This window comes from Pseudarthrobacter sp. PvP004, assembly GCF_017876035.1.
Taxonomy (GTDB): domain Bacteria; phylum Actinomycetota; class Actinomycetes; order Actinomycetales; family Micrococcaceae; genus Arthrobacter; species Arthrobacter aurescens_A.
Map to the genome: position 1 here is coordinate 3,843,139 of NZ_JAGINL010000001.1, position 20,551 is coordinate 3,863,689.

9 protein-coding genes and 6 rRNA genes are annotated in these 20,551 nt (G+C 58.3%); 6 read left to right on the forward strand and 9 right to left on the reverse strand.

Translation table 11 applies throughout. The features are described 5' to 3' along the window. Window position 1: 1 nt before the first annotated feature. Entirely contained in the window at window positions 2-1,531 is a 1,530-nt protein-coding gene (gene lysS / locus J3A64_RS17425; protein ID WP_210065114.1) for a lysine--tRNA ligase, read from the reverse strand. A 75-nt stretch (window positions 1,532-1,606) separates the two neighbouring features. Here lysS and J3A64_RS17430 point away from each other — a divergent pair, with 75 nt between their 5' ends. From J3A64_RS17430 to J3A64_RS17440, 3 genes are all read left to right on the forward strand, one after another. Next, window positions 1,607-2,503 carry an alpha/beta fold hydrolase gene (locus tag J3A64_RS17430; protein ID WP_014920381.1) on the forward strand — a complete coding sequence of 299 codons (897 nt, stop codon included), beginning with the start codon at window positions 1,607-1,609 and terminating at the stop codon, window positions 2,501-2,503. A 9-nt stretch (window positions 2,504-2,512) separates the two neighbouring features. Then, a complete protein-coding gene (locus tag J3A64_RS17435) occupies window positions 2,513-3,367 on the forward strand; it encodes an alpha/beta fold hydrolase (RefSeq protein WP_210065116.1) in 855 nt (284 codons plus the stop codon). 63 nt (window positions 3,368-3,430) lie between these two features. Further along, the gene (locus J3A64_RS17440) at window positions 3,431-4,264 is read left to right on the forward strand and encodes an alpha/beta fold hydrolase (protein ID WP_011772931.1); all 834 of its coding nucleotides are present in this window, start codon (window positions 3,431-3,433) and stop codon (window positions 4,262-4,264) included. 24 nt (window positions 4,265-4,288) lie between these two features. Here the strand turns inward: J3A64_RS17440 and J3A64_RS17445 are convergent, their stop codons facing one another. Together J3A64_RS17445 and J3A64_RS17450 are read right to left on the reverse strand one after the other, a co-directional pair. Beyond that, a complete protein-coding gene (locus J3A64_RS17445; protein ID WP_286176380.1) occupies window positions 4,289-5,146 on the reverse strand; it encodes an EamA family transporter in 858 nt (285 codons plus the stop codon). Then, entirely contained in the window at window positions 5,143-6,057 is a 915-nt protein-coding gene (locus J3A64_RS17450) for an alkaline phosphatase family protein (RefSeq protein ID WP_210066227.1), read from the reverse strand. The genes J3A64_RS17445 and J3A64_RS17450 overlap by 4 nt, the downstream gene beginning before the upstream one ends. Window positions 6,058-6,131: 74 nt before the next feature. Here J3A64_RS17450 and J3A64_RS17455 point away from each other — a divergent pair, with 74 nt between their 5' ends. Continuing rightward, window positions 6,132-6,992, forward strand: coding sequence for a LysR substrate-binding domain-containing protein (locus J3A64_RS17455; protein ID WP_238324461.1), 861 nt, complete (start codon window positions 6,132-6,134; stop codon window positions 6,990-6,992). Between the two features lie 95 nt (window positions 6,993-7,087). On the opposite strand, the gene rrf (J3A64_RS17460) is transcribed toward J3A64_RS17455, so the two are convergent. The 3 genes from rrf (J3A64_RS17460) to J3A64_RS17470 all read right to left on the reverse strand — a co-directional run bounded on the left by rrf (J3A64_RS17460) (window position 7,088) and on the right by J3A64_RS17470 (window position 12,593). After that, window positions 7,088-7,204: ribosomal RNA gene (gene rrf, locus J3A64_RS17460) — 5S ribosomal RNA — on the reverse strand. Between the two features lie 147 nt (window positions 7,205-7,351). Next, window positions 7,352-10,494: ribosomal RNA gene (locus J3A64_RS17465) — 23S ribosomal RNA — on the reverse strand. A 576-nt stretch (window positions 10,495-11,070) separates the two neighbouring features. Beyond that, window positions 11,071-12,593 (reverse strand): 16S ribosomal RNA (locus J3A64_RS17470). A 507-nt stretch (window positions 12,594-13,100) separates the two neighbouring features. Here J3A64_RS17470 and J3A64_RS17475 point away from each other — a divergent pair. Both J3A64_RS17475 and J3A64_RS17480 read left to right on the forward strand, forming a co-directional pair. Continuing rightward, window positions 13,101-13,694, forward strand: a complete 594-nt coding sequence (locus J3A64_RS17475) for an HhH-GPD-type base excision DNA repair protein (RefSeq protein ID WP_014920377.1) — start codon at window positions 13,101-13,103, stop codon at window positions 13,692-13,694. 262 nt (window positions 13,695-13,956) lie between these two features. Beyond that, on the forward strand, window positions 13,957-14,280 hold the full coding sequence (locus tag J3A64_RS17480) for a hypothetical protein (protein WP_210065118.1): 324 nt from the start codon (window positions 13,957-13,959) through the stop codon (window positions 14,278-14,280). 95 nt (window positions 14,281-14,375) lie between these two features. Here the strand turns inward: J3A64_RS17480 and rrf (J3A64_RS17485) are convergent. The 3 genes from rrf (J3A64_RS17485) to J3A64_RS17495 all read right to left on the reverse strand — a co-directional run bounded on the left by rrf (J3A64_RS17485) (window position 14,376) and on the right by J3A64_RS17495 (window position 19,881). Beyond that, window positions 14,376-14,492, reverse strand: a 5S ribosomal RNA gene (gene rrf / locus J3A64_RS17485). 147 nt (window positions 14,493-14,639) lie between these two features. Then, window positions 14,640-17,782: ribosomal RNA gene (locus J3A64_RS17490) — 23S ribosomal RNA — on the reverse strand. 576 nt (window positions 17,783-18,358) lie between these two features. After that, window positions 18,359-19,881, reverse strand: a 16S ribosomal RNA gene (locus J3A64_RS17495). Together the 16S, 23S and 5S rRNA genes form the textbook arrangement of a ribosomal RNA operon. Window positions 19,882-20,551 lie beyond the last annotated feature (670 nt).

Consider the following 20,551-nt stretch of genomic DNA (forward strand, 5'->3'; position numbering starts at 1 on the left):
ATCAGTGACCCTCAGGCTTCAGCAACGGGAACAAGATGGTTTCGCGGATACCGGCACCGGTGAAAAGCATCACCAGGCGGTCAATGCCCAGCCCAATGCCACCCATGGGCGGAGCACCGTACTCAAGGGCGCGGAGGAAGTCCTCGTCCAACTGCATTGCTTCCTCGTCGCCGGCCGCGGAGCGTCGGGACTGCTCTGTAAGCCGTTCGCGCTGGATCACGGGATCAATGAGCTCGGAGAATGCCGTACCGCGCTCCATACCGCCGATGATCAGGTCCCAGGCCTCGATGAGCCGGCCGTCCTCACGGTGCGGGCGGGCCAGCGGCTGGGCGGAAGGCGGGTAGTCGTAGACAAAAGTGGGGTTCAGCAGGGTGGGTTCCACAATCTCGCCGAACAGTTCAACAACCATCTTCTCGGCGTCCCATTTGGGGTCCACCTTGACCTCGTGCTTGGCAGCAATTGCCAGCAACTCGTCCACCGTGGTGTCCGGAGTAATTTCAACGCCCACTGCTTCGGAAATACCCGGGTACACCGAAATCCAAGCCCATTCGCCGTCGAGGTTTATTTCGCCGGCATCCGTTTGGATGGTGCGCGCACCCACCACGTCCGCCACATTCAGGATGATTTCCTTCATGCGCTCAGCCATGACGAACTGGTCCGCCCAGGCTTCGTAGCATTCAAGCGTGGTGAATTCAGGGCTGTGCGTGGAGTCCACGCCTTCGTTGCGGAAAACGCGGCCCATGTCATACACACGGTCAATGCCACCAACAACGGCACGCTTGAGGAAAAGCTCGGTAGCGATGCGCAACGTCATCTTCTGGTCGAAGGCATTCATGTGCGTCTCAAACGGACGGGCTGTAGCGCCGCCGTGGACCAGCTGCAGAATGGGGGTTTCCACCTCCACGTAGCCGTGGCGGTCAAGGGTGTCGCGAACAGAGCGGGTGATGGCTGCGCGCCTGTAGACCATTTCGCGGGCTTCGTCGCGGACCATGAGATCCACATAGCGCTGGCGAACACGGGTTTCCTCGTTCAGTTCCGCGTGCAGGACCGGCAGGGGACGCAGGGCCTTGGACGCCATGGACCAGGAGTCAGCCATGACGGACAGCTCACCGCGGCGGGACGAGATGACCTCGCCCTTGATGAAAACATGGTCGCCAAGGTCAACCAGCGCCTTCCAATCGGCGAGCGCTTCCTCACCGACATTCGCCAGGCTCAGCATTGCCTGCAGCCGGACGCCCTTGCCGTCAACGCCGCCCTCCTGGAGGGTTGCGAAGCACAGCTTGCCGGTGTTGCGGACGAATACCACGCGGCCGGTGACGCCCACAGTATCGCCGGTTGTTTCATCGGCTTCCAGGTGCGCGTACTTTTCGCGGATTTCGCTCAGGGAGTGGGTCCGTTCCACGCCCACCGGATAGGCCTCGGTGCCGCGCTCGATCAGCTTGGCGCGCTTCTCCATACGGATGCGCATTTGCTCGCTGGCGTCGATGGGCTCTGCGGAGGTGTTCTGGGCGGGGGTGTTTGCGGAAGTCACAGTCCTTAAGTTTACCGGTGATTACGGGCCTTTACTTCCGGGCGCCCAGATCAGGGAAACGCATAGACTCAGGCTGTGGAAACGTGGACGGTTGAAACGAACGACGGCGGCGGCCAGCTTGAGGTGCACACCTTTCGGCCGGCGTCCGGCACTTCAATTCCGGGGTCGAAAGCACCGGCTGAACCAGCCGGCGTCGTGCTTGTTCACGGCACCTTGGTGACCGATTCCCTGTACTGGCCGTTCGCGCGGACCCTGAGCGGCATGCTGGGGCGCCCGGTTCACAGCTACAACCGCCGCGGTCGGGGGCACTCCGCCCCGCAGCCACCGGGCTATTCCGTGGACACGGAGATCTCGGACCTTCAAGCGGTCATGGAGAAGAGCGGCTCCACGGACGTCGTGGCGCACAGTTATGGCGGTTTTGTGGCGCTGCAAGCCGCCCGCCGCGCCAGGATCAACAAACTGGTCACTTACGACGCCGCCGTGTCGCTGTCCGGCAACCTCAGCAGCCGGTGGCGGCCCGAGCTCGAAGACGCTGTCACCTCCGGCCAGTTGGATCATGCATGGGCCCATCTGGTGCAGGGCCTGGGAACTGCCGGGCCGATTTCCTACTTACCGATGGGTGCGCTCCGTGCACTCAGCGTCCTCTCGGCCCGGACCCGGCTGGGATTGGAGATGCGTTCCCTCCTACCCACCGCCGTTACGGAAATGCGGGCCGTTCTCGACGCCGACGCCCACCTTCACGACTTCATGAAGCTGTCCACCCCCACGCTCATGCTTAGCGGTGGATGGAGTCCGTCCTACTTCGCAGAGACCGGCCGGATTCTGGCCGGGGCCGTGCCCGCGATCGACTTCGCGATTGTGCCCCTGCAGTTCCATGAAGGCCCGCTCCGGCCCGGGAAACGCCTTGCTGCGCGGATCGCCCGATTCCTGTCCGGGAACCATGTGAAGGAAGAACCCAGCAGTGCCACCTAGGATGTTCCGGTGAAGGAACGCCACATCAAGACGCACGACGGCGGCAGGCTCGCCTTGTACAGCTACGGCACCGAAGACGCGCCCGGCGAACGCCGAGTGGTGCTCATTGGCGGCGCGTTCCTCACCGCACTGATTTACCGACCGTTCTCCATTGCCTTGTCCAAAGGGCTGGGCGAAGGCTGGGCCGTGGATGTGTACGATCGCCGAGGCCGGGGCCAGTCAACCGAGCAGCCGCCCAACTACTCCATGGCCACGGAGATCGCCGATGTCCGCACCATCATGGACGAAACCGGTGCCCGGAACGTCATGGGCCACAGCCTGGGCGGCGCCGTAGCCCTCAACGCAGCCCAGGCATTCGCCGGCACGCACCACCAACCGGACAAGCTCGCGGTGTACGACGCCGCAGTGAACATCGACGGAAGCATGGACACCGCCTGGCTGGATGGATTCGCGGAGTCCGTCAATCGGGGCGATGTTGGGCGGGCTTTGGCGCGGATGAAGCGTGGCATGCAGCCCGGAACTGCGCTGGCACGGGTCCCGGAGCCAATATTGGCCGGGCTCATGGCAGTTGTTTCGGGGACCAAAGTCAACAGGCTTTTCCGCGAGCTCATGCCGTCGGGTGTCGGTGAACTTAAGGCAGCCTTCGACGCCGCTGATACGCCGCGGGACTTCTCCGTCCTGCCACCCGGCACCCATTTCATGGTGGGCAAGAAGAGTCCGCAGTTCTACAAGGTCACAGCCGCGCGCCTGAACAGGGCAGTCCCCGGCAGCACTCTGGAAGTCTCCCCGAAGGGCTTCCACGGTTCGGTCCCTGCCGCAGTCAGCGAGCTCGTTTCCGATATCTCGGAGTACTTCAAACGCTGACCGCTTTTCCACATACGGGCCCGCATGCTGCCTGCTGTCAGCTGGCTCGGTTAGGCTCGAGTCATGACGCGCGACATCATCATGACCCACGACGGCGGACACCTCGAAGTACTTACCACGGGCGGTGAGCTGGCAGCGGCAGGCTCCGGAGTCGTCGTCGTTCCTGCCTCCATGGTGACAGCCACCGACTACTCGCGATTCGCCCAGAAACTCAGCGAGGCCCTTGGCCGCCCCGTCCACACGTTCAACCGGCGGGGGCGCGGTGACTCGTCCCCGCAGTCCGAGGATTACACGCTCGAAGCTGACATCCGGGATCTGGAAACTGTCATGAAGCACACGTCCAGCACCGATGTGTTCGGGCACAGTTTCGGCGGTGCCGTCGCGCTGCACGCGGCTCGGACGCTGCCCGTCGAGCGCCTCGCCGTGTACGACCCCGCCGTCTCGGTCAACCACAGCGTCAAGGCCGACTGGACACCCGACTATGAACGCGCGACGGCGGCGGGAGACTACGATCGCGCCCTCGCCGTCCTCATCAAGGGAGTAGAGACCGGCGGCGCCTTCGCACGAATGCCCCTGTCCATGCTCACCTTGGCGAACAAACTGGCCGCTGGAACACCACTGGGCAAACAGATGCGCGAGCTGATGACCTGTGGTGTCCGGGAAATCAAGGCCGTCATCGCAGCCGACATGCCCGCCGAGCCGTTCCTTGAACTGCCCTTGGAAACGCTCATTGTGGTGGGGGAAAAGAGCCCCGCCTACTTCGGTGTCGCATGTGGCCAGATCCACGACGTCCTGTCCGGATCCAGCTACACCATCCTCCCCGGATTCGGCCATGACGGGCCCAACAAGGCACCGGACAAACTGATCTCGGAGTTGTCGGAGTTCTTCTCGGGCTAAGCATGCCTTTGTTCCGGCGGCGATCTAACCTAGCTGGATGGCGGCAATACCGGCCGCCGCCACCACCGTGAGGGCGCCACGCAGCCGGCTGAACTTTTCCTTGAAGAACACTGCACCGATGATTCCTGCCAGAAGGACACTGGTCTCTCGCAGGGCGGACACAAAGGCCAAAGGCGCCAGGCTCTGCGCCCACACCACAATTCCATAGGCCAGCATGGACACCAACCCGCCAATGAAGCCCGGCTTCCAGTACCGTGCCACCCGTTGCGGGAACGCGCGGCGGTCCTTTGCCATACGCCAGCACACCACGGGAATCAGTAGGCCTTGAAGCAGAAACAGCCACGATATATAGGCCATCGACTGCCCTGAGACCCGGACTCCGACACCGTCCACCAAGGTATAAGCCGCGATGGCCACGCCCGTGAGCACAGCGAAGAAGGCACCCTTGCGGTTTCCGTCTGTGGTGGCTGACACGTTTTGCCTTACGAGGGCCAGGCTCAGCAGGGAACCCGCAACAACAGCTACGCCCGCCAACTGCCAGAAGCTCAGCCTCTCCGCCAGGAATGTCGTGGCAATTCCGGTGACCAAGAGAACGGCAAGACCACGGGCCAACGGGTAGACCTGGGAGAAGTCCCCATGTTTGTAGGACGTGGTGAGCAGGATGAGATAACACGTCTGGAGAACTGCCGAAGCAAGCACATATGGCCATGACTGCTGCAGGGGAATCCCGAAGACGGCAGCCCCGATGACGCCACAGGCCCCATAGGCCACGGCAATCATGGTGGATGACGCGAGCCGGTCCGGAATGGCCTTGGCAATGGCATTCCACGCGCTGTGCATGACCGCCGCCAAGAGAACGGCCGCCGTTACCGTGAGGGTCAACGGGAGCCTGCTGCGTTGTGGGGGCTGGCTGGCGCTGTGTTCAGCCGCGGGTCTTGGAGGGTTTCGTGCCGTGCTTCTTGTCTGGCTCCGAAAGGTACACCGTCGGAGCCCCTTGCTGCGACGCCGAAGATGGCGAGTGTATGAGGAAAGATGTCCGAGTGGTTCACGGCTGTGCTCCCTGAGGACAGGCCTGTGCCGCTGGCAGCCATCCACGCGGTTCGTTCAACATCGGTCTCTCCGCCGTGGCCGCCAGCATCGAGGTGGCCGTGGTCGGTGAGGACAATGATGGTCCAGTCTTCGTCGTGCCGGTTGGGCCTTGCCTCAATTACTTCGAGCAAGGCGTTCAGGCGGGAGTCACACCGTTCAATAGCCGAAATGTATCCGGCGCCCGTTCCGTTGTTATGGGCCTCGACGTCGGCCTCGCCAAAGTAGACGAAAGAGATGGCCAGGTTCTCGGTCTTCAAGCGTCGTGCCGCATACTCCGCCACGGCGTCGTCGGCACGAACCCAACTGTCGGCGTCGTTTGCTTCTTCGGGGTCCGGCATCGGCACCCACCCCCGGGAGGAAAAGAGAGGTCCGCATTCCGTGCGGGTCGCGAGAGGGTGCCAACTGGCGGCGATCATGGTCTGCAACTCAGGACGGGCCGCGCGGAGAACTTCGGTGAAGTCCTGAAAGGCGCTGAGTTCGACGGGGTGGTGGCTGTTGCCCGTCACCCTATGCCGGTCCGCATACACACCCGTGGCCACCGTGGCCCACACCGGGCCGGAGATCGTTGCATTCTTCTCGTGGACGCGCACGGGCGTCAGGAAGCCCTCCCTGGCAATCCGGTCCAGGGCGGGGGTGGCTGCTGCCCCAAGCGAGTCAAAGCGGACGCCGTCTATGCCGACAACAAGTACGTGGGGTTCATTCATCACGTCGACGACGGTACTTGGCTCAGAAGATAACTCATAGGGACAGCCATCCACATCTATAGAAGACTTAGGACATGCCTATGAATCTCACCCACCTGCGGGCGTTCCACCAAGTGGCCACCTATGGCAGCTACGTGGCAGCTGCTGCAGCAGCGAACGTCAGCCAGCCGACGCTGTCGGAACAGGTTCGTCTCCTTGAGAGGAACCACGGCGTCCGCCTGCTGCAGCGTGCAGGGAGATCGGTTGAACTGACCCCGCTGGGAAGCAGGCTGCTTCAGGTGACATCTACCTTGTTCGCTGCTGAGCTGGAAGCCGAGGCCGTCTTGGCCAAAGCACGGAACGTCATGCAGGGCGAACTGCGCTTCGGCACAGACGCACCTATCAACGCAGTGGGTGTCCTCAGCACCTTTCGCCGACGGAATCCCGGAGTCAGCATTCAACTCGTGAGCGGTAACTCTGCGGAAATCCGCCAACGCGTACTCGCTGGAACAGTGGAGGTGGGCATCATCGCTGATGAAACACCCCACCCCGATCTCACTGCCCGTGCACTGGGCACACAGGACCTGGTGGCGTTTGTGAGACACGATCATGCCCTTGCCGGCGCAAAGGTCATTCGCCTCCGTGAGCTGGTAACCCATCCATTGATCATCCGTGAGATCGGCTCGGTTACGCGCAGATCCATCGAGCGGGCACTCTCGGACGCACACCTCCAACCCACAGAAGTACTTGAGACGGACAGCAGGGAAGCGGTCCACGCTGCCGTCATCGCCGGCCTTGGAATCGGTGTGATTGCCGAGGACGAATTCAACGACGATCCTCGTCTGGTGCTGCTCGACTTCGCAGACCCTCTCCAGCCCATCACCGAGTACCTGGTCTTTCGCACGGATAACCAGCGCAGTCATGTTGTGGAAGCGGTGTTGGAGTGTGTGGGTTAGCGGGGTTTGTTGTTTGAAGGTGTGGGGGTTTGTGGAAACGGTTGTTAAATGCGGGGAGCCCCGACCGTGGTGGTCGGGGCTTCCCGTGAATGGTTGTCCGGCGGTGTCCTACTCTCCCACACCCTCCCGGGTGCAGTACCATCGGCGCTGTGGGTCTTAGCTTCCGGGTTCGGAATGGGACCGGGCGTTTCCCCCACGCTATGACCGCCGTAACTCTGTTACCCGTCCCCCCGGTGCCAGGTTGTCCTGGGTGGGGGTGGGAAATCTTTGGTTACAACTGTGGTGTTGTGTATTTAGTTGTTGGTTCCTGGAACGGTTGTTGTTCGGGAACCACATAGTGGACGCGTGCAGTGTGTTGTGTGGTGTAAGTTGTTGGCCTATTAGTACCGGTCAGCTTCACGAGTCTTTAGTCCTCGCTTCCACATCCGGCCTATCAACCCAGTGGTCTGGCTGGGGGCCTCTCACACGTAATGTGTATGGAAATCTCATCTTGAAGCGAGCTTCCCGCTTAGATGCTTTCAGCGGTTATCCCATCCGAACGTAGCTAATCAGCGATGCACTTGGCAGTACAACTGACACACCAGAGGTTCGTCCGTCCCGGTCCTCTCGTACTAAGGACAGCCCTTCTCAAATTTCCTGCGCGCGCAGCGGATAGGGACCGAACTGTCTCACGACGTTCTAAACCCAGCTCGCGTACCGCTTTAATGGGCGAACAGCCCAACCCTTGGGACCTACTCCAGCCCCAGGATGCGACGAGCCGACATCGAGGTGCCAAACCATGCCGTCGATATGGACTCTTGGGCAAGATCAGCCTGTTATCCCCGAGGTACCTTTTATCCGTTGAGCGACGGCCATTCCACAATGTACCGCCGGATCACTAGTCCCGACTTTCGTCCCTGCTTGAGATGTCTCTCTCACAGTCAAGCTCCCTTGTGCACTTACACTCGACACCTGATTGCCAACCAGGCTGAGGGAACCTTTGGGCGCCTCCGTTACTTTTTAGGAGGCAACCGCCCCAGTTAAACTACCCATCAGGCACTGTCCCTGACCCGGATCACGGGCCGAAGTTAGATGTCCAAAGTGACCAGAGTGGTATTTCAACGATGACTCCACCCGAACTGGCGTCCGGGTTTCAACGTCTCCCACCTATCCTACACAAGCCACTCCGAACACCAATACCAAACTATAGTAAAGGTCTCGGGGTCTTTCCGTCCTGCTGCGCGTAACGAGCATCTTTACTCGTACTGCAATTTCGCCGAGTTTATGGTTGAGACAGCGGGGAAGTCGTTACTCCATTCGTGCAGGTCGGAACTTACCCGACAAGGAATTTCGCTACCTTAGGATGGTTATAGTTACCACCGCCGTTTACTGGGGCTTAAATTCTCAGCTTCGCCCGTAAGGGCTAACCGGTCCTCTTAACCTTCCAGCACCGGGCAGGAGTCAGTCCGTATACATCGTCTTGCGACTTCGCACGGACCTGTGTTTTTAGTAAACAGTCGCTTCCCCCTGGTCTCTGCGGCCCACACCCGCTCACGGAGAGCAAGTCTCCATCACGGGGCAGGCCCCCCTTCTCCCGAAGTTACGGGGGCATTTTGCCGAGTTCCTTAACCATAATTCTCTCGATCGCCTTGGTATTCTCTACCTGATCACCTGTGTCGGTTTGGGGTACGGGCGGCTAAAACCTCGCGTCGATGCTTTTCTTGGCAGCATAGGATCACCGGATCCCCCCGAACGGGGGTCCCATCAGATCTCAGGATCGTGCTCGAAGCACACAGGAACGGATTTGCCTATCCCTGACCCTACATCCTTAGACCGGGGCAACCATCGCCCGGCCCGGCTACCTTCCTGCGTCACACCTGTTAATACGCTTACCTCCCGGGATCAGGTCCCGCGCTCGGCCAAAACCCACAACACCACAAGGGTGAGCGGGCAGGCTCCGGGCGGTTAGTATCCCCCGCTTGGCATGGGCGGTTTTTCGCCGGTACGGGAATATCAACCCGTTGTCCATCGACTACGCCTGTCGGCCTCGCCTTAGGTCCCGACTTACCCAGGGCAGATTAGCTTGACCCTGGAACCCTTGATCATTCGGCGGACGGGTTTCTCACCCGTCTTTCGCTACTCATGCCTGCATTCTCACTCGTGTAGGCTCCACCGCTGGTTTCCACCGCGACTTCACTGCCCACACGACGCTCCCCTACCACTCCACACCCCTGAACCACGAAGGCTAGGGCATTATGTGAAATCCACAACTTCGGCGGTGTACTTGAGCCCCGCTACATTGTCGGCGCGGAATCACTTGACCAGTGAGCTATTACGCACTCTTTCAAGGATGGCTGCTTCTAAGCCAACCTCCTGGTTGTCTTCGCAACTCCACATCCTTTCCCACTTAGCACACGCTTAGGGGCCTTAGTTGGTGGTCTGGGCTGTTTCCCTCTCGACTATGAAGCTTATCCCCCACAGTCTCACTGCTGCGCTCTGACTTACCGGCATTCGGAGTTTGGCTGACGTCAGTAACCTTGTAGGGCCCATCGGCCATCCAGTAGCTCTACCTCCGGCAAGAAACACGCAACGCTGCACCTAAATGCATTTCGGGGAGAACCAGCTATCACGGAGTTTGATTGGCCTTTCACCCCTACCCACAGCTCATCCCCTCCATTTTCAACTGAAGTGGGTTCGGTCCTCCACGACGTCTTACCGTCGCTTCAACCTGGCCATGGGTAGATCACTCCGCTTCGGGTCTAGATCACGCCACTACACTCGCCCTATTCAGACTCGCTTTCGCTACGGCTACCCCACACGGGTTAACCTCGCGACGTAACACTAACTCGCAGGCTCATTCTTCAAAAGGCACGCCGTCACCAGAATCAGACTGGCTCCGACGGATTGTAAGCACACGGTTTCAGGTACTGTTTCACTCCCCTCCCGGGGTACTTTTCACCTTTCCCTCACGGTACTGGTCCGCTATCGGTCATTAGGAAGTATTTAGGCTTATCAGGTGGTCCTGACAGATTCGCACGGGATTTCTCGGGCCCCGTGCTACTTGGGATACTCCCCAGGCCGTGCACAACATTACGGTTACGGGGCTCACACCCTCTCTGGCCGGCCTTTCAAGACCGTTCACCTATGCCTGCACCTCACCTCACTGGTCCGGCAGAACCAGAACGGAAAGTCCCACAACCCCGCCCATGCAACGCCCGCCGGCTATCACACATGGAAACGGTTTAGCCTGATCCGCGTTCGCTCGCCACTACTAACGGAATCACTATTGTTTTCTCTTCCTGCGGGTACTGAGATGTTTCACTTCCCCGCGTTCCCCCCACGCACCCTATGTGTTCAGATGCGGGTCACACAATCACCTTGCAGCGTTGTGCGGGGTTTCCCCATTCGGACATCCTGGGATCAACGCTCGGTTATCAACTCCCCCAGGCTTATCGCAGATTCCTACGTCCTTCTTCGGCTCCTAATGCCAAGGCATCCACCGTGTGCCCTTAAAAACTTGACCACACACAAACCGGACTCTCATCCGATCATGCATCATCTATTCGAGAGAACCATGACCACAAGGGCCAGGTTCATTCATAAGAAATTGCTGTAAGAACACACACACCAACCCCAAAAAAGGGATCAGCCACGTGTGTGTTCTAGATGCTCGCGTCCACTATGTAGTTCTCAAACAACAACCCCGTCAACCAGACCACCACCCACCACAACCCACACCACAGCGGGGCCGTGCACGATGAACAGTGCTACCGGAAGCAGGAACAAAAGAAACACCAGAAGATGCCCCCATGCATTGCTGCAAAAAGGTCCTGTTGCCTCAGGACCCAACAGTGCGCCAAACACAACCCCACACACCCGCACCCCGGCAGCGTTCCAAACAACACCACACCCACAAGGGGCACAGGTTGCCGTACTGGCACCAGGACACAACCGGTGAAGGCCATGCCAAACAAGTTTGATTCGTTGATATTCCACCCATGAGCACCCACCGCAGAACAGACGCCTGCGCAATGGGCAACACTGACAACCACCACCACACCCATGCAGGCGCAGCAACCAGTTGTTAGCAGCTCCTTAGAAAGGAGGTGATCCAGCCGCACCTTCCGGTACGGCTACCTTGTTACGACTTAGTCCCAATCGCCGGTCCCACCTTCGACGGCTCCCCCCACAAGGGTTAGGCCACCGGCTTCGGGTGTTACCAACTTTCGTGACTTGACGGGCGGTGTGTACAAGGCCCGGGAACGTATTCACCGCAGCGTTGCTGATCTGCGATTACTAGCGACTCCGACTTCATGGGGTCGAGTTGCAGACCCCAATCCGAACTGAGACCGGCTTTTTGGGATTAGCTCCACCTCACAGTATCGCAACCCTTTGTACCGGCCATTGTAGCATGCGTGAAGCCCAAGACATAAGGGGCATGATGATTTGACGTCGTCCCCACCTTCCTCCGAGTTGACCCCGGCAGTCTCCTATGAGTCCCCGCCATAACGCGCTGGCAACATAGAACGAGGGTTGCGCTCGTTGCGGGACTTAACCCAACATCTCACGACACGAGCTGACGACAACCATGCACCACCTGTAAACCGACCGCAAGCGGGGCACCTGTTTCCAGGTCTTTCCGGTTCATGTCAAGCCTTGGTAAGGTTCTTCGCGTTGCATCGAATTAATCCGCATGCTCCGCCGCTTGTGCGGGCCCCCGTCAATTCCTTTGAGTTTTAGCCTTGCGGCCGTACTCCCCAGGCGGGGCACTTAATGCGTTAGCTACGGCGCGGAAAACGTGGAATGTCCCCCACACCTAGTGCCCAACGTTTACGGCATGGACTACCAGGGTATCTAATCCTGTTCGCTCCCCATGCTTTCGCTCCTCAGCGTCAGTTACAGCCCAGAGACCTGCCTTCGCCATCGGTGTTCCTCCTGATATCTGCGCATTTCACCGCTACACCAGGAATTCCAGTCTCCCCTACTGCACTCTAGTCTGCCCGTACCCACTGCAGAACCGGAGTTGAGCCCCGGTCTTTCACAGCAGACGCGACAAACCGCCTACGAGCTCTTTACGCCCAATAATTCCGGATAACGCTTGCGCCCTACGTATTACCGCGGCTGCTGGCACGTAGTTAGCCGGCGCTTCTTCTGCAGGTACCGTCACTTTCGCTTCTTCCCTACTGAAAGAGGTTTACAACCCGAAGGCCGTCATCCCTCACGCGGCGTCGCTGCATCAGGCTTGCGCCCATTGTGCAATATTCCCCACTGCTGCCTCCCGTAGGAGTCTGGGCCGTGTCTCAGTCCCAGTGTGGCCGGTCACCCTCTCAGGCCGGCTACCCGTCGTCGCCTTGGTAGGCCATTACCCCACCAACAAGCTGATAGGCCGCGAGTCCATCCAAAACCACAAAAGCTTTCCACCACCATGACATGCGCCAGATGGTCGTATCCGGTATTAGACCCAGTTTCCCAGGCTTATCCCAGAGTCAAGGGCAGGTTACTCACGTGTTACTCACCCGTTCGCCACTAATCCCCCCAGCAAGCCAGGGATCATCGTTCGACTTGCATGTGTTAAGCACGCCGCCAGCGTTCATCCTGAGCCAGGATCAAACTCTCCGTTGAAGAAAAACAAATCAAACAGACACAACCACACCCACCGGAAATAACGGCGAACACGGCTGCACAAAATTCGAAACCAGCTGAAAACCAGACCACCACACACGGGGGTGCATGACAATCCAGCATAAATTCAACCAATTGATAAAACAATCGGTATCAACAAACTTGGCACACTATTGAGTTCTCAAACAACAGACCCCCCAAAACATCACCCACAGCACACCACAAAGCAGCGCACCCAACAGGGCCATTGGAAAAGAAGAGTTATTTTTTGGCCGCCTACCGAACCGTACACACCTTCCGGCTTTCCGTTTCGCACCCGGCGACTCAGAAAACAATACACGCCCCACACCCCCAACGCAAATCCACCCCCAACCCCACCCCAACCACCCCCAAAACCCCCACCACACCGCCGTCGAACCCCAACAATCCACGGCGCACTTGCCAACAATCCAAGGCACAGCGACGCCAGCCGGACGCCCGATGACGGACCCGCAGCACGGTGGGAGGATGGGACCCATGGAACTGCACATCACAGGAGATGCCGCCGCGGACCAACTACTCAGTGACGACGCCTTTGCGTTGTTGACGGGTATGTTGCTCGATCAACAAGTCACCATGGAGTCGGCTTTCGCTGGTCCGGAGAAGATCCGCACCCGCTTGGGCTCTTTGGAGCCCGGCACTATCGCGGAGTACGACCCCGCCGGCTTCGTAGAAGTCTTCAAGGAACGGCCTGCCGTCCATAGGTTCCCAGGCTCCATGGCGGCAAGGGTCCAAGCCCTCGCCGAAACAGTGCATCGGGAGTGGGACGGAAACGCGGCCGCTATCTGGACCAGCGGAAACCCCGACGGCCCTGAAGTACTCCGTCGCCTCAAGGCCCTGCCAGGCTTTGGCGAACAGAAAGCAAAGATCTTCCTGGCATTGCTGGGCAAACAATGCGACCTGAAGGCGGACGGATGGCGGGAAGCAGCCGGCCATTACGGTGAGGAAGGCTCCTACCTCTCGGTCGCCGACATTGTGGACCCAGAGTCCTTGGTCAAAGTGCGTGCCAGCAAGCAAGCGGCTAAGGCCGCCGCAAAGGCAGCGAAAACTTCCGGCGCATAAGAAGGTGTTGGGGGAGGCCCCCACTCTCACAGCTTTAGCTCCAGCATGTCAGACCTGGCTTATATGATGCGGAAAATGCCTAAGTCGGCTGGGGGAACCCTAGCGGCGAGATTGCGGATCTCTGATGAGAAATTGCCCGACAACAGGCTTGCAACCTCTCGGACAACATCGACGTCCTCAAGGCTACGGAAGCCACCTTCATCAAACTCGTACCACTAGTGGGGGGATGAATAGCTTGGCCGCATCAACGGAGCGCATTGCCATGCCCGAAAGCCTACGCGTGCTGGCCGGTAAGCAACGCCGTCGGCTCAATAGGTTCTTCAAGTCTTCGCATAAGGATTGGGCTGCAGGTGGACAGGGCCTTCAAGAGTACCGCGAGCGTTTTGCTTGCTACCTGGAGCAGCTCGACCAAGACGGTCGAAAAGGCGCATTCGCACTGACCTTCAAGCATGTGCAGGACAACAGGTACGGGATCGCTGACAGGTACTACGAGCCTTACGGTATCCCGGCGGGACTTGTCCGCATGCCGCTACCCATCGAACAGGCTCTCTACCCCTTTTCCGAGCTGGCTCCGCAGTCACTTTAAATGGGTGAAGCCCCCGGGGTGGTGGGGGCTTGTGGTTTTGGTTGTTAAATGCGGGGAGCCCCGACCGTGGTGGTCGGGGCTTCCCGTGAATGGTTGTCCGGCGGTGTCCTACTCTCCCACACCCTCCCGGGTGCAGTACCATCGGCGCTGTGGGTCTTAGCTTCCGGGTTCGGAATGGGACCGGGCGTTTCCCCCACGCTATGACCGCCGTAACTCTGTTACCCGAACCCCGGTGCCAGGTTGTTCCTGGGTGGGGGTGGGAAATCTTTGGTTACAACTGTGGTGTTGTGTATTTAGTTGTTGGTTCCTGGAACGGTTGTTGTTCGGGAACCACATAGTGGACGCGTGCAGTGTGTTGTGTGGTGTAAGTTGTTGGCCTATTAGTACCGGTCAGCTTCACGAGTCTTTAGTCCTCGCTTCCACATCCGGCCTATCAACCCAGTGGTCTGGCTGGGGGCCTCTCACACGTAATGTGTATGGAAATCTCATCTTGAAGCGAGCTTCCCGCTTAGATGCTTTCAGCGGTTATCCCATCCGAACGTAGCTAATCAGCGATGCACTTGGCAGTACAACTGACACACCAGAGGTTCGTCCGTCCCGGTCCTCTCGTACTAAGGACAGCCCTTCTCAAATTTCCTGCGCGCGCAGCGGATAGGGACCGAACTGTCTCACGACGTTCTAAACCCAGCTCGCGTACCGCTTTAATGGGCGAACAGCCCAACCCTTGGGACCTACTCCAGCCCCAGGATGCGACGAGCCGACATCGAGGTGCCAAACCATGCCGTCGATATGGACTCTTGGGCAAGATCAGCCTGTTATCCCCGAGGTACCTTTTATCCGTTGAGCGACGGCCATTCCACAATGTACCGCCGGATCACTAGTCCCGACTTTCGTCCCTGCTTGAGATGTCTCTCTCACAGTCAAGCTCCCTTGTGCACTTACACTCGACACCTGATTGCCAACCAGGCTGAGGGAACCTTTGGGCGCCTCCGTTACTTTTTAGGAGGCAACCGCCCCAGTTAAACTACCCATCAGGCACTGTCCCTGACCCGGATCACGGGCCGAAGTTAGATGTCCAAAGTGACCAGAGTGGTATTTCAACGATGACTCCACCCGAACTGGCGTCCGGGTTTCAACGTCTCCCACCTATCCTACACAAGCCACTCCGAACACCAATACCAAACTATAGTAAAGGTCTCGGGGTCTTTCCGTCCTGCTGCGCGTAACGAGCATCTTTACTCGTACTGCAATTTCGCCGAGTTTATGGTTGAGACAGCGGGGAAGTCGTTACTCCATTCGTGCAGGTCGGAACTTACCCGACAAGGAATTTCGCTACCTTAGGATGGTTATAGTTACCACCGCCGTTTACTGGGGCTTAAATTCTCAGCTTCGCCCGTAAGGGCTAACCGGTCCTCTTAACCTTCCAGCACCGGGCAGGAGTCAGTCCGTATACATCGTCTTGCGACTTCGCACGGACCTGTGTTTTTAGTAAACAGTCGCTTCCCCCTGGTCTCTGCGGCCCACACCCGCTCACGGAGAGCAAGTCTCCATCACGGGGCAGGCCCCCCTTCTCCCGAAGTTACGGGGGCATTTTGCCGAGTTCCTTAACCATAATTCTCTCGATCGCCTTGGTATTCTCTACCTGATCACCTGTGTCGGTTTGGGGTACGGGCGGCTAAAACCTCGCGTCGATGCTTTTCTTGGCAGCATAGGATCACCGGATCCCCCCGAACGGGGGTCCCATCAGATCTCAGGATCGTGCTCGAAGCACACAGGAACGGATTTGCCTATCCCTGACCCTACATCCTTAGACCGGGGCAACCATCGCCCGGCCCGGCTACCTTCCTGCGTCACACCTGTTAATACGCTTACCTCCCGGGATCAGGTCCCGCGCTCGGCCAAAACCCACAACACCACAAGGGTGAGCGGGCAGGCTCCGGGCGGTTAGTATCCCCCGCTTGGCATGGGCGGTTTTTCGCCGGTACGGGAATATCAACCCGTTGTCCATCGACTACGCCTGTCGGCCTCGCCTTAGGTCCCGACTTACCCAGGGCAGATTAGCTTGACCCTGGAACCCTTGATCATTCGGCGGACGGGTTTCTCACCCGTCTTTCGCTACTCATGCCTGCATTCTCACTCGTGTAGGCTCCACCGCTGGTTTCCACCGCGACTTCACTGCCCACACGACGCTCCCCTACCACTCCACACCCCTGAACCACGAAGGCTAGGGCATTATGTGAAATCCACAACTTCGGCGGTGTACTTGAGCCCCGCTACATTGTCGGCGCGGAATCACTTGACCAGTGAGCTATTACGCACTCTTTCAAGGATGGCTGCTTCTAAGCCAACCTCCTGGTTGTCTTCGCAACTCCACATCCTTTCCCACTTAGCACACGCTTAGGGGCCTTAGTTGGTGGTCTGGGCTGTTTCCCTCTCGACTATGAAGCTTATCCCCCACAGTCTCACTGCTGCGCTCTGACTTACCGGCATTCGGAGTTTGGCTGACGTCAGTAACCTTGTAGGGCCCATCGGCCATCCAGTAGCTCTACCTCCGGCAAGAAACACGCAACGCTGCACCTAAATGCATTTCGGGGAGAACCAGCTATCACGGAGTTTGATTGGCCTTTCACCCCTACCCACAGCTCATCCCCTCCATTTTCAACTGAAGTGGGTTCGGTCCTCCACGACGTCTTACCGTCGCTTCAACCTGGCCATGGGTAGATCACTCCGCTTCGGGTCTAGATCACGCCACTACACTCGCCCTATTCAGACTCGCTTTCGCTACGGCTACCCCACACGGGTTAACCTCGCGACGTAACACTAACTCGCAGGCTCATTCTTCAAAAGGCACGCCGTCACCAGAATCAGACTGGCTCCGACGGATTGTAAGCACACGGTTTCAGGTACTGTTTCACTCCCCTCCCGGGGTACTTTTCACCTTTCCCTCACGGTACTGGTCCGCTATCGGTCATTAGGAAGTATTTAGGCTTATCAGGTGGTCCTGACAGATTCGCACGGGATTTCTCGGGCCCCGTGCTACTTGGGATACTCCCCAGGCCGTGCACAACATTACGGTTACGGGGCTCACACCCTCTCTGGCCGGCCTTTCAAGACCGTTCACCTATGCCTGCACCTCACCTCACTGGTCCGGCAGAACCAGAACGGAAAGTCCCACAACCCCGCCCATGCAACGCCCGCCGGCTATCACACATGGAAACGGTTTAGCCTGATCCGCGTTCGCTCGCCACTACTAACGGAATCACTATTGTTTTCTCTTCCTGCGGGTACTGAGATGTTTCACTTCCCCGCGTTCCCCCCACGCACCCTATGTGTTCAGATGCGGGTCACACAATCACCTTGCAGCGTTGTGCGGGGTTTCCCCATTCGGACATCCTGGGATCAACGCTCGGTTATCAACTCCCCCAGGCTTATCGCAGATTCCTACGTCCTTCTTCGGCTCCTAATGCCAAGGCATCCACCGTGTGCCCTTAAAAACTTGACCACACACAAACCGGACTCTCATCCGATCATGCATCATCTATTCGAGAGAACCATGACCACAAGGGCCAGGTTCATTCATAAGAAATTGCTGTAAGAACACACACACCAACCCCAAAAAAGGGATCAGCCACGTGTGTGTTCTAGATGCTCGCGTCCACTATGTAGTTCTCAAACAACAACCCCGTCAACCAGACCACCACCCACCACAACCCACACCACAGCGGGGCCGTGCACGATGAACAGTGCTACCGGAAGCAGGAACAAAAGAAACACCAGAAGATGCCCCCATGCATTGCTGCAAAAAGGTCCTGTTGCCTCAGGACCCAACAGTGCGCCAAACACAACCCCACACACCCGCACCCCGGCAGCGTTCCAAACAACACCACACCCACAAGGGGCACAGGTTGCCGTACTGGCACCAGGACACAACCGGTGAAGGCCATGCCAAACAAGTTTGATTCGTTGATATTCCACCCATGAGCACCCACCGCAGAACAGACGCCTGCGCAATGGGCAACACTGACAACCACCACCACACCCATGCAGGCGCAGCAACCAGTTGTTAGCAGCTCCTTAGAAAGGAGGTGATCCAGCCGCACCTTCCGGTACGGCTACCTTGTTACGACTTAGTCCCAATCGCCGGTCCCACCTTCGACGGCTCCCCCCACAAGGGTTAGGCCACCGGCTTCGGGTGTTACCAACTTTCGTGACTTGACGGGCGGTGTGTACAAGGCCCGGGAACGTATTCACCGCAGCGTTGCTGATCTGCGATTACTAGCGACTCCGACTTCATGGGGTCGAGTTGCAGACCCCAATCCGAACTGAGACCGGCTTTTTGGGATTAGCTCCACCTCACAGTATCGCAACCCTTTGTACCGGCCATTGTAGCATGCGTGAAGCCCAAGACATAAGGGGCATGATGATTTGACGTCGTCCCCACCTTCCTCCGAGTTGACCCCGGCAGTCTCCTATGAGTCCCCGCCATAACGCGCTGGCAACATAGAACGAGGGTTGCGCTCGTTGCGGGACTTAACCCAACATCTCACGACACGAGCTGACGACAACCATGCACCACCTGTAAACCGACCGCAAGCGGGGCACCTGTTTCCAGGTCTTTCCGGTTCATGTCAAGCCTTGGTAAGGTTCTTCGCGTTGCATCGAATTAATCCGCATGCTCCGCCGCTTGTGCGGGCCCCCGTCAATTCCTTTGAGTTTTAGCCTTGCGGCCGTACTCCCCAGGCGGGGCACTTAATGCGTTAGCTACGGCGCGGAAAACGTGGAATGTCCCCCACACCTAGTGCCCAACGTTTACGGCATGGACTACCAGGGTATCTAATCCTGTTCGCTCCCCATGCTTTCGCTCCTCAGCGTCAGTTACAGCCCAGAGACCTGCCTTCGCCATCGGTGTTCCTCCTGATATCTGCGCATTTCACCGCTACACCAGGAATTCCAGTCTCCCCTACTGCACTCTAGTCTGCCCGTACCCACTGCAGAACCGGAGTTGAGCCCCGGTCTTTCACAGCAGACGCGACAAACCGCCTACGAGCTCTTTACGCCCAATAATTCCGGATAACGCTTGCGCCCTACGTATTACCGCGGCTGCTGGCACGTAGTTAGCCGGCGCTTCTTCTGCAGGTACCGTCACTTTCGCTTCTTCCCTACTGAAAGAGGTTTACAACCCGAAGGCCGTCATCCCTCACGCGGCGTCGCTGCATCAGGCTTGCGCCCATTGTGCAATATTCCCCACTGCTGCCTCCCGTAGGAGTCTGGGCCGTGTCTCAGTCCCAGTGTGGCCGGTCACCCTCTCAGGCCGGCTACCCGTCGTCGCCTTGGTAGGCCATTACCCCACCAACAAGCTGATAGGCCGCGAGTCCATCCAAAACCACAAAAGCTTTCCACCACCATGACATGCGCCAGATGGTCGTATCCGGTATTAGACCCAGTTTCCCAGGCTTATCCCAGAGTCAAGGGCAGGTTACTCACGTGTTACTCACCCGTTCGCCACTAATCCCCCCAGCAAGCCAGGGATCATCGTTCGACTTGCATGTGTTAAGCACGCCGCCAGCGTTCATCCTGAGCCAGGATCAAACTCTCCGTTGAAGAAAAACAAATCAAACAGACACAACCACACCCACCGGAAATAACGGCGACCACGGCTGCACAAAATTCGAAACCAGCTGAAAACCAGACCACCACACACGGGGGTGCATGACAATCCAGCATAAATTCAACCAATTGATAAAACAATCGGTATCAACAAACTTGGCACACTATTGAGTTCTCAAACAACAGACACTAACCGGCACCACCAAAACCCCCACACAGGGGCCTAGGATCGCTCCGGAGCAACTTTTCAAACTTACCCGAACCAGCCGCACAAAGCAAACCAGCCACAGGCATCCCCCACCAACCAGAAGCACACAAAAGCACAACCGGAACCGGTGATTTGAAGGGAGATTGTCGCTAACTTTCCGCATCAGCGGCGGCGACTCGAATAACTTTACACGCGCCCAACCCCCACACCAAATCCACCCCAACACCACCCAAAAACCCCGCAAACACAAGGAAAACAACCCCACCCAACCCCAAAACACCCACCAAACCACCAAAACACCACCCCGTGAAGCCCATCACACCACCCACCCCCCACCCCAAGACCACCAAACCCCCAAACCCAACCACCGCCGTCGAACACCCAACCCTTAAACGGCAACGCTCCCCCACCGAAGTGAGAGAGCGCTGAGCTGAAACCCGAGGGATGTGAGAGAAC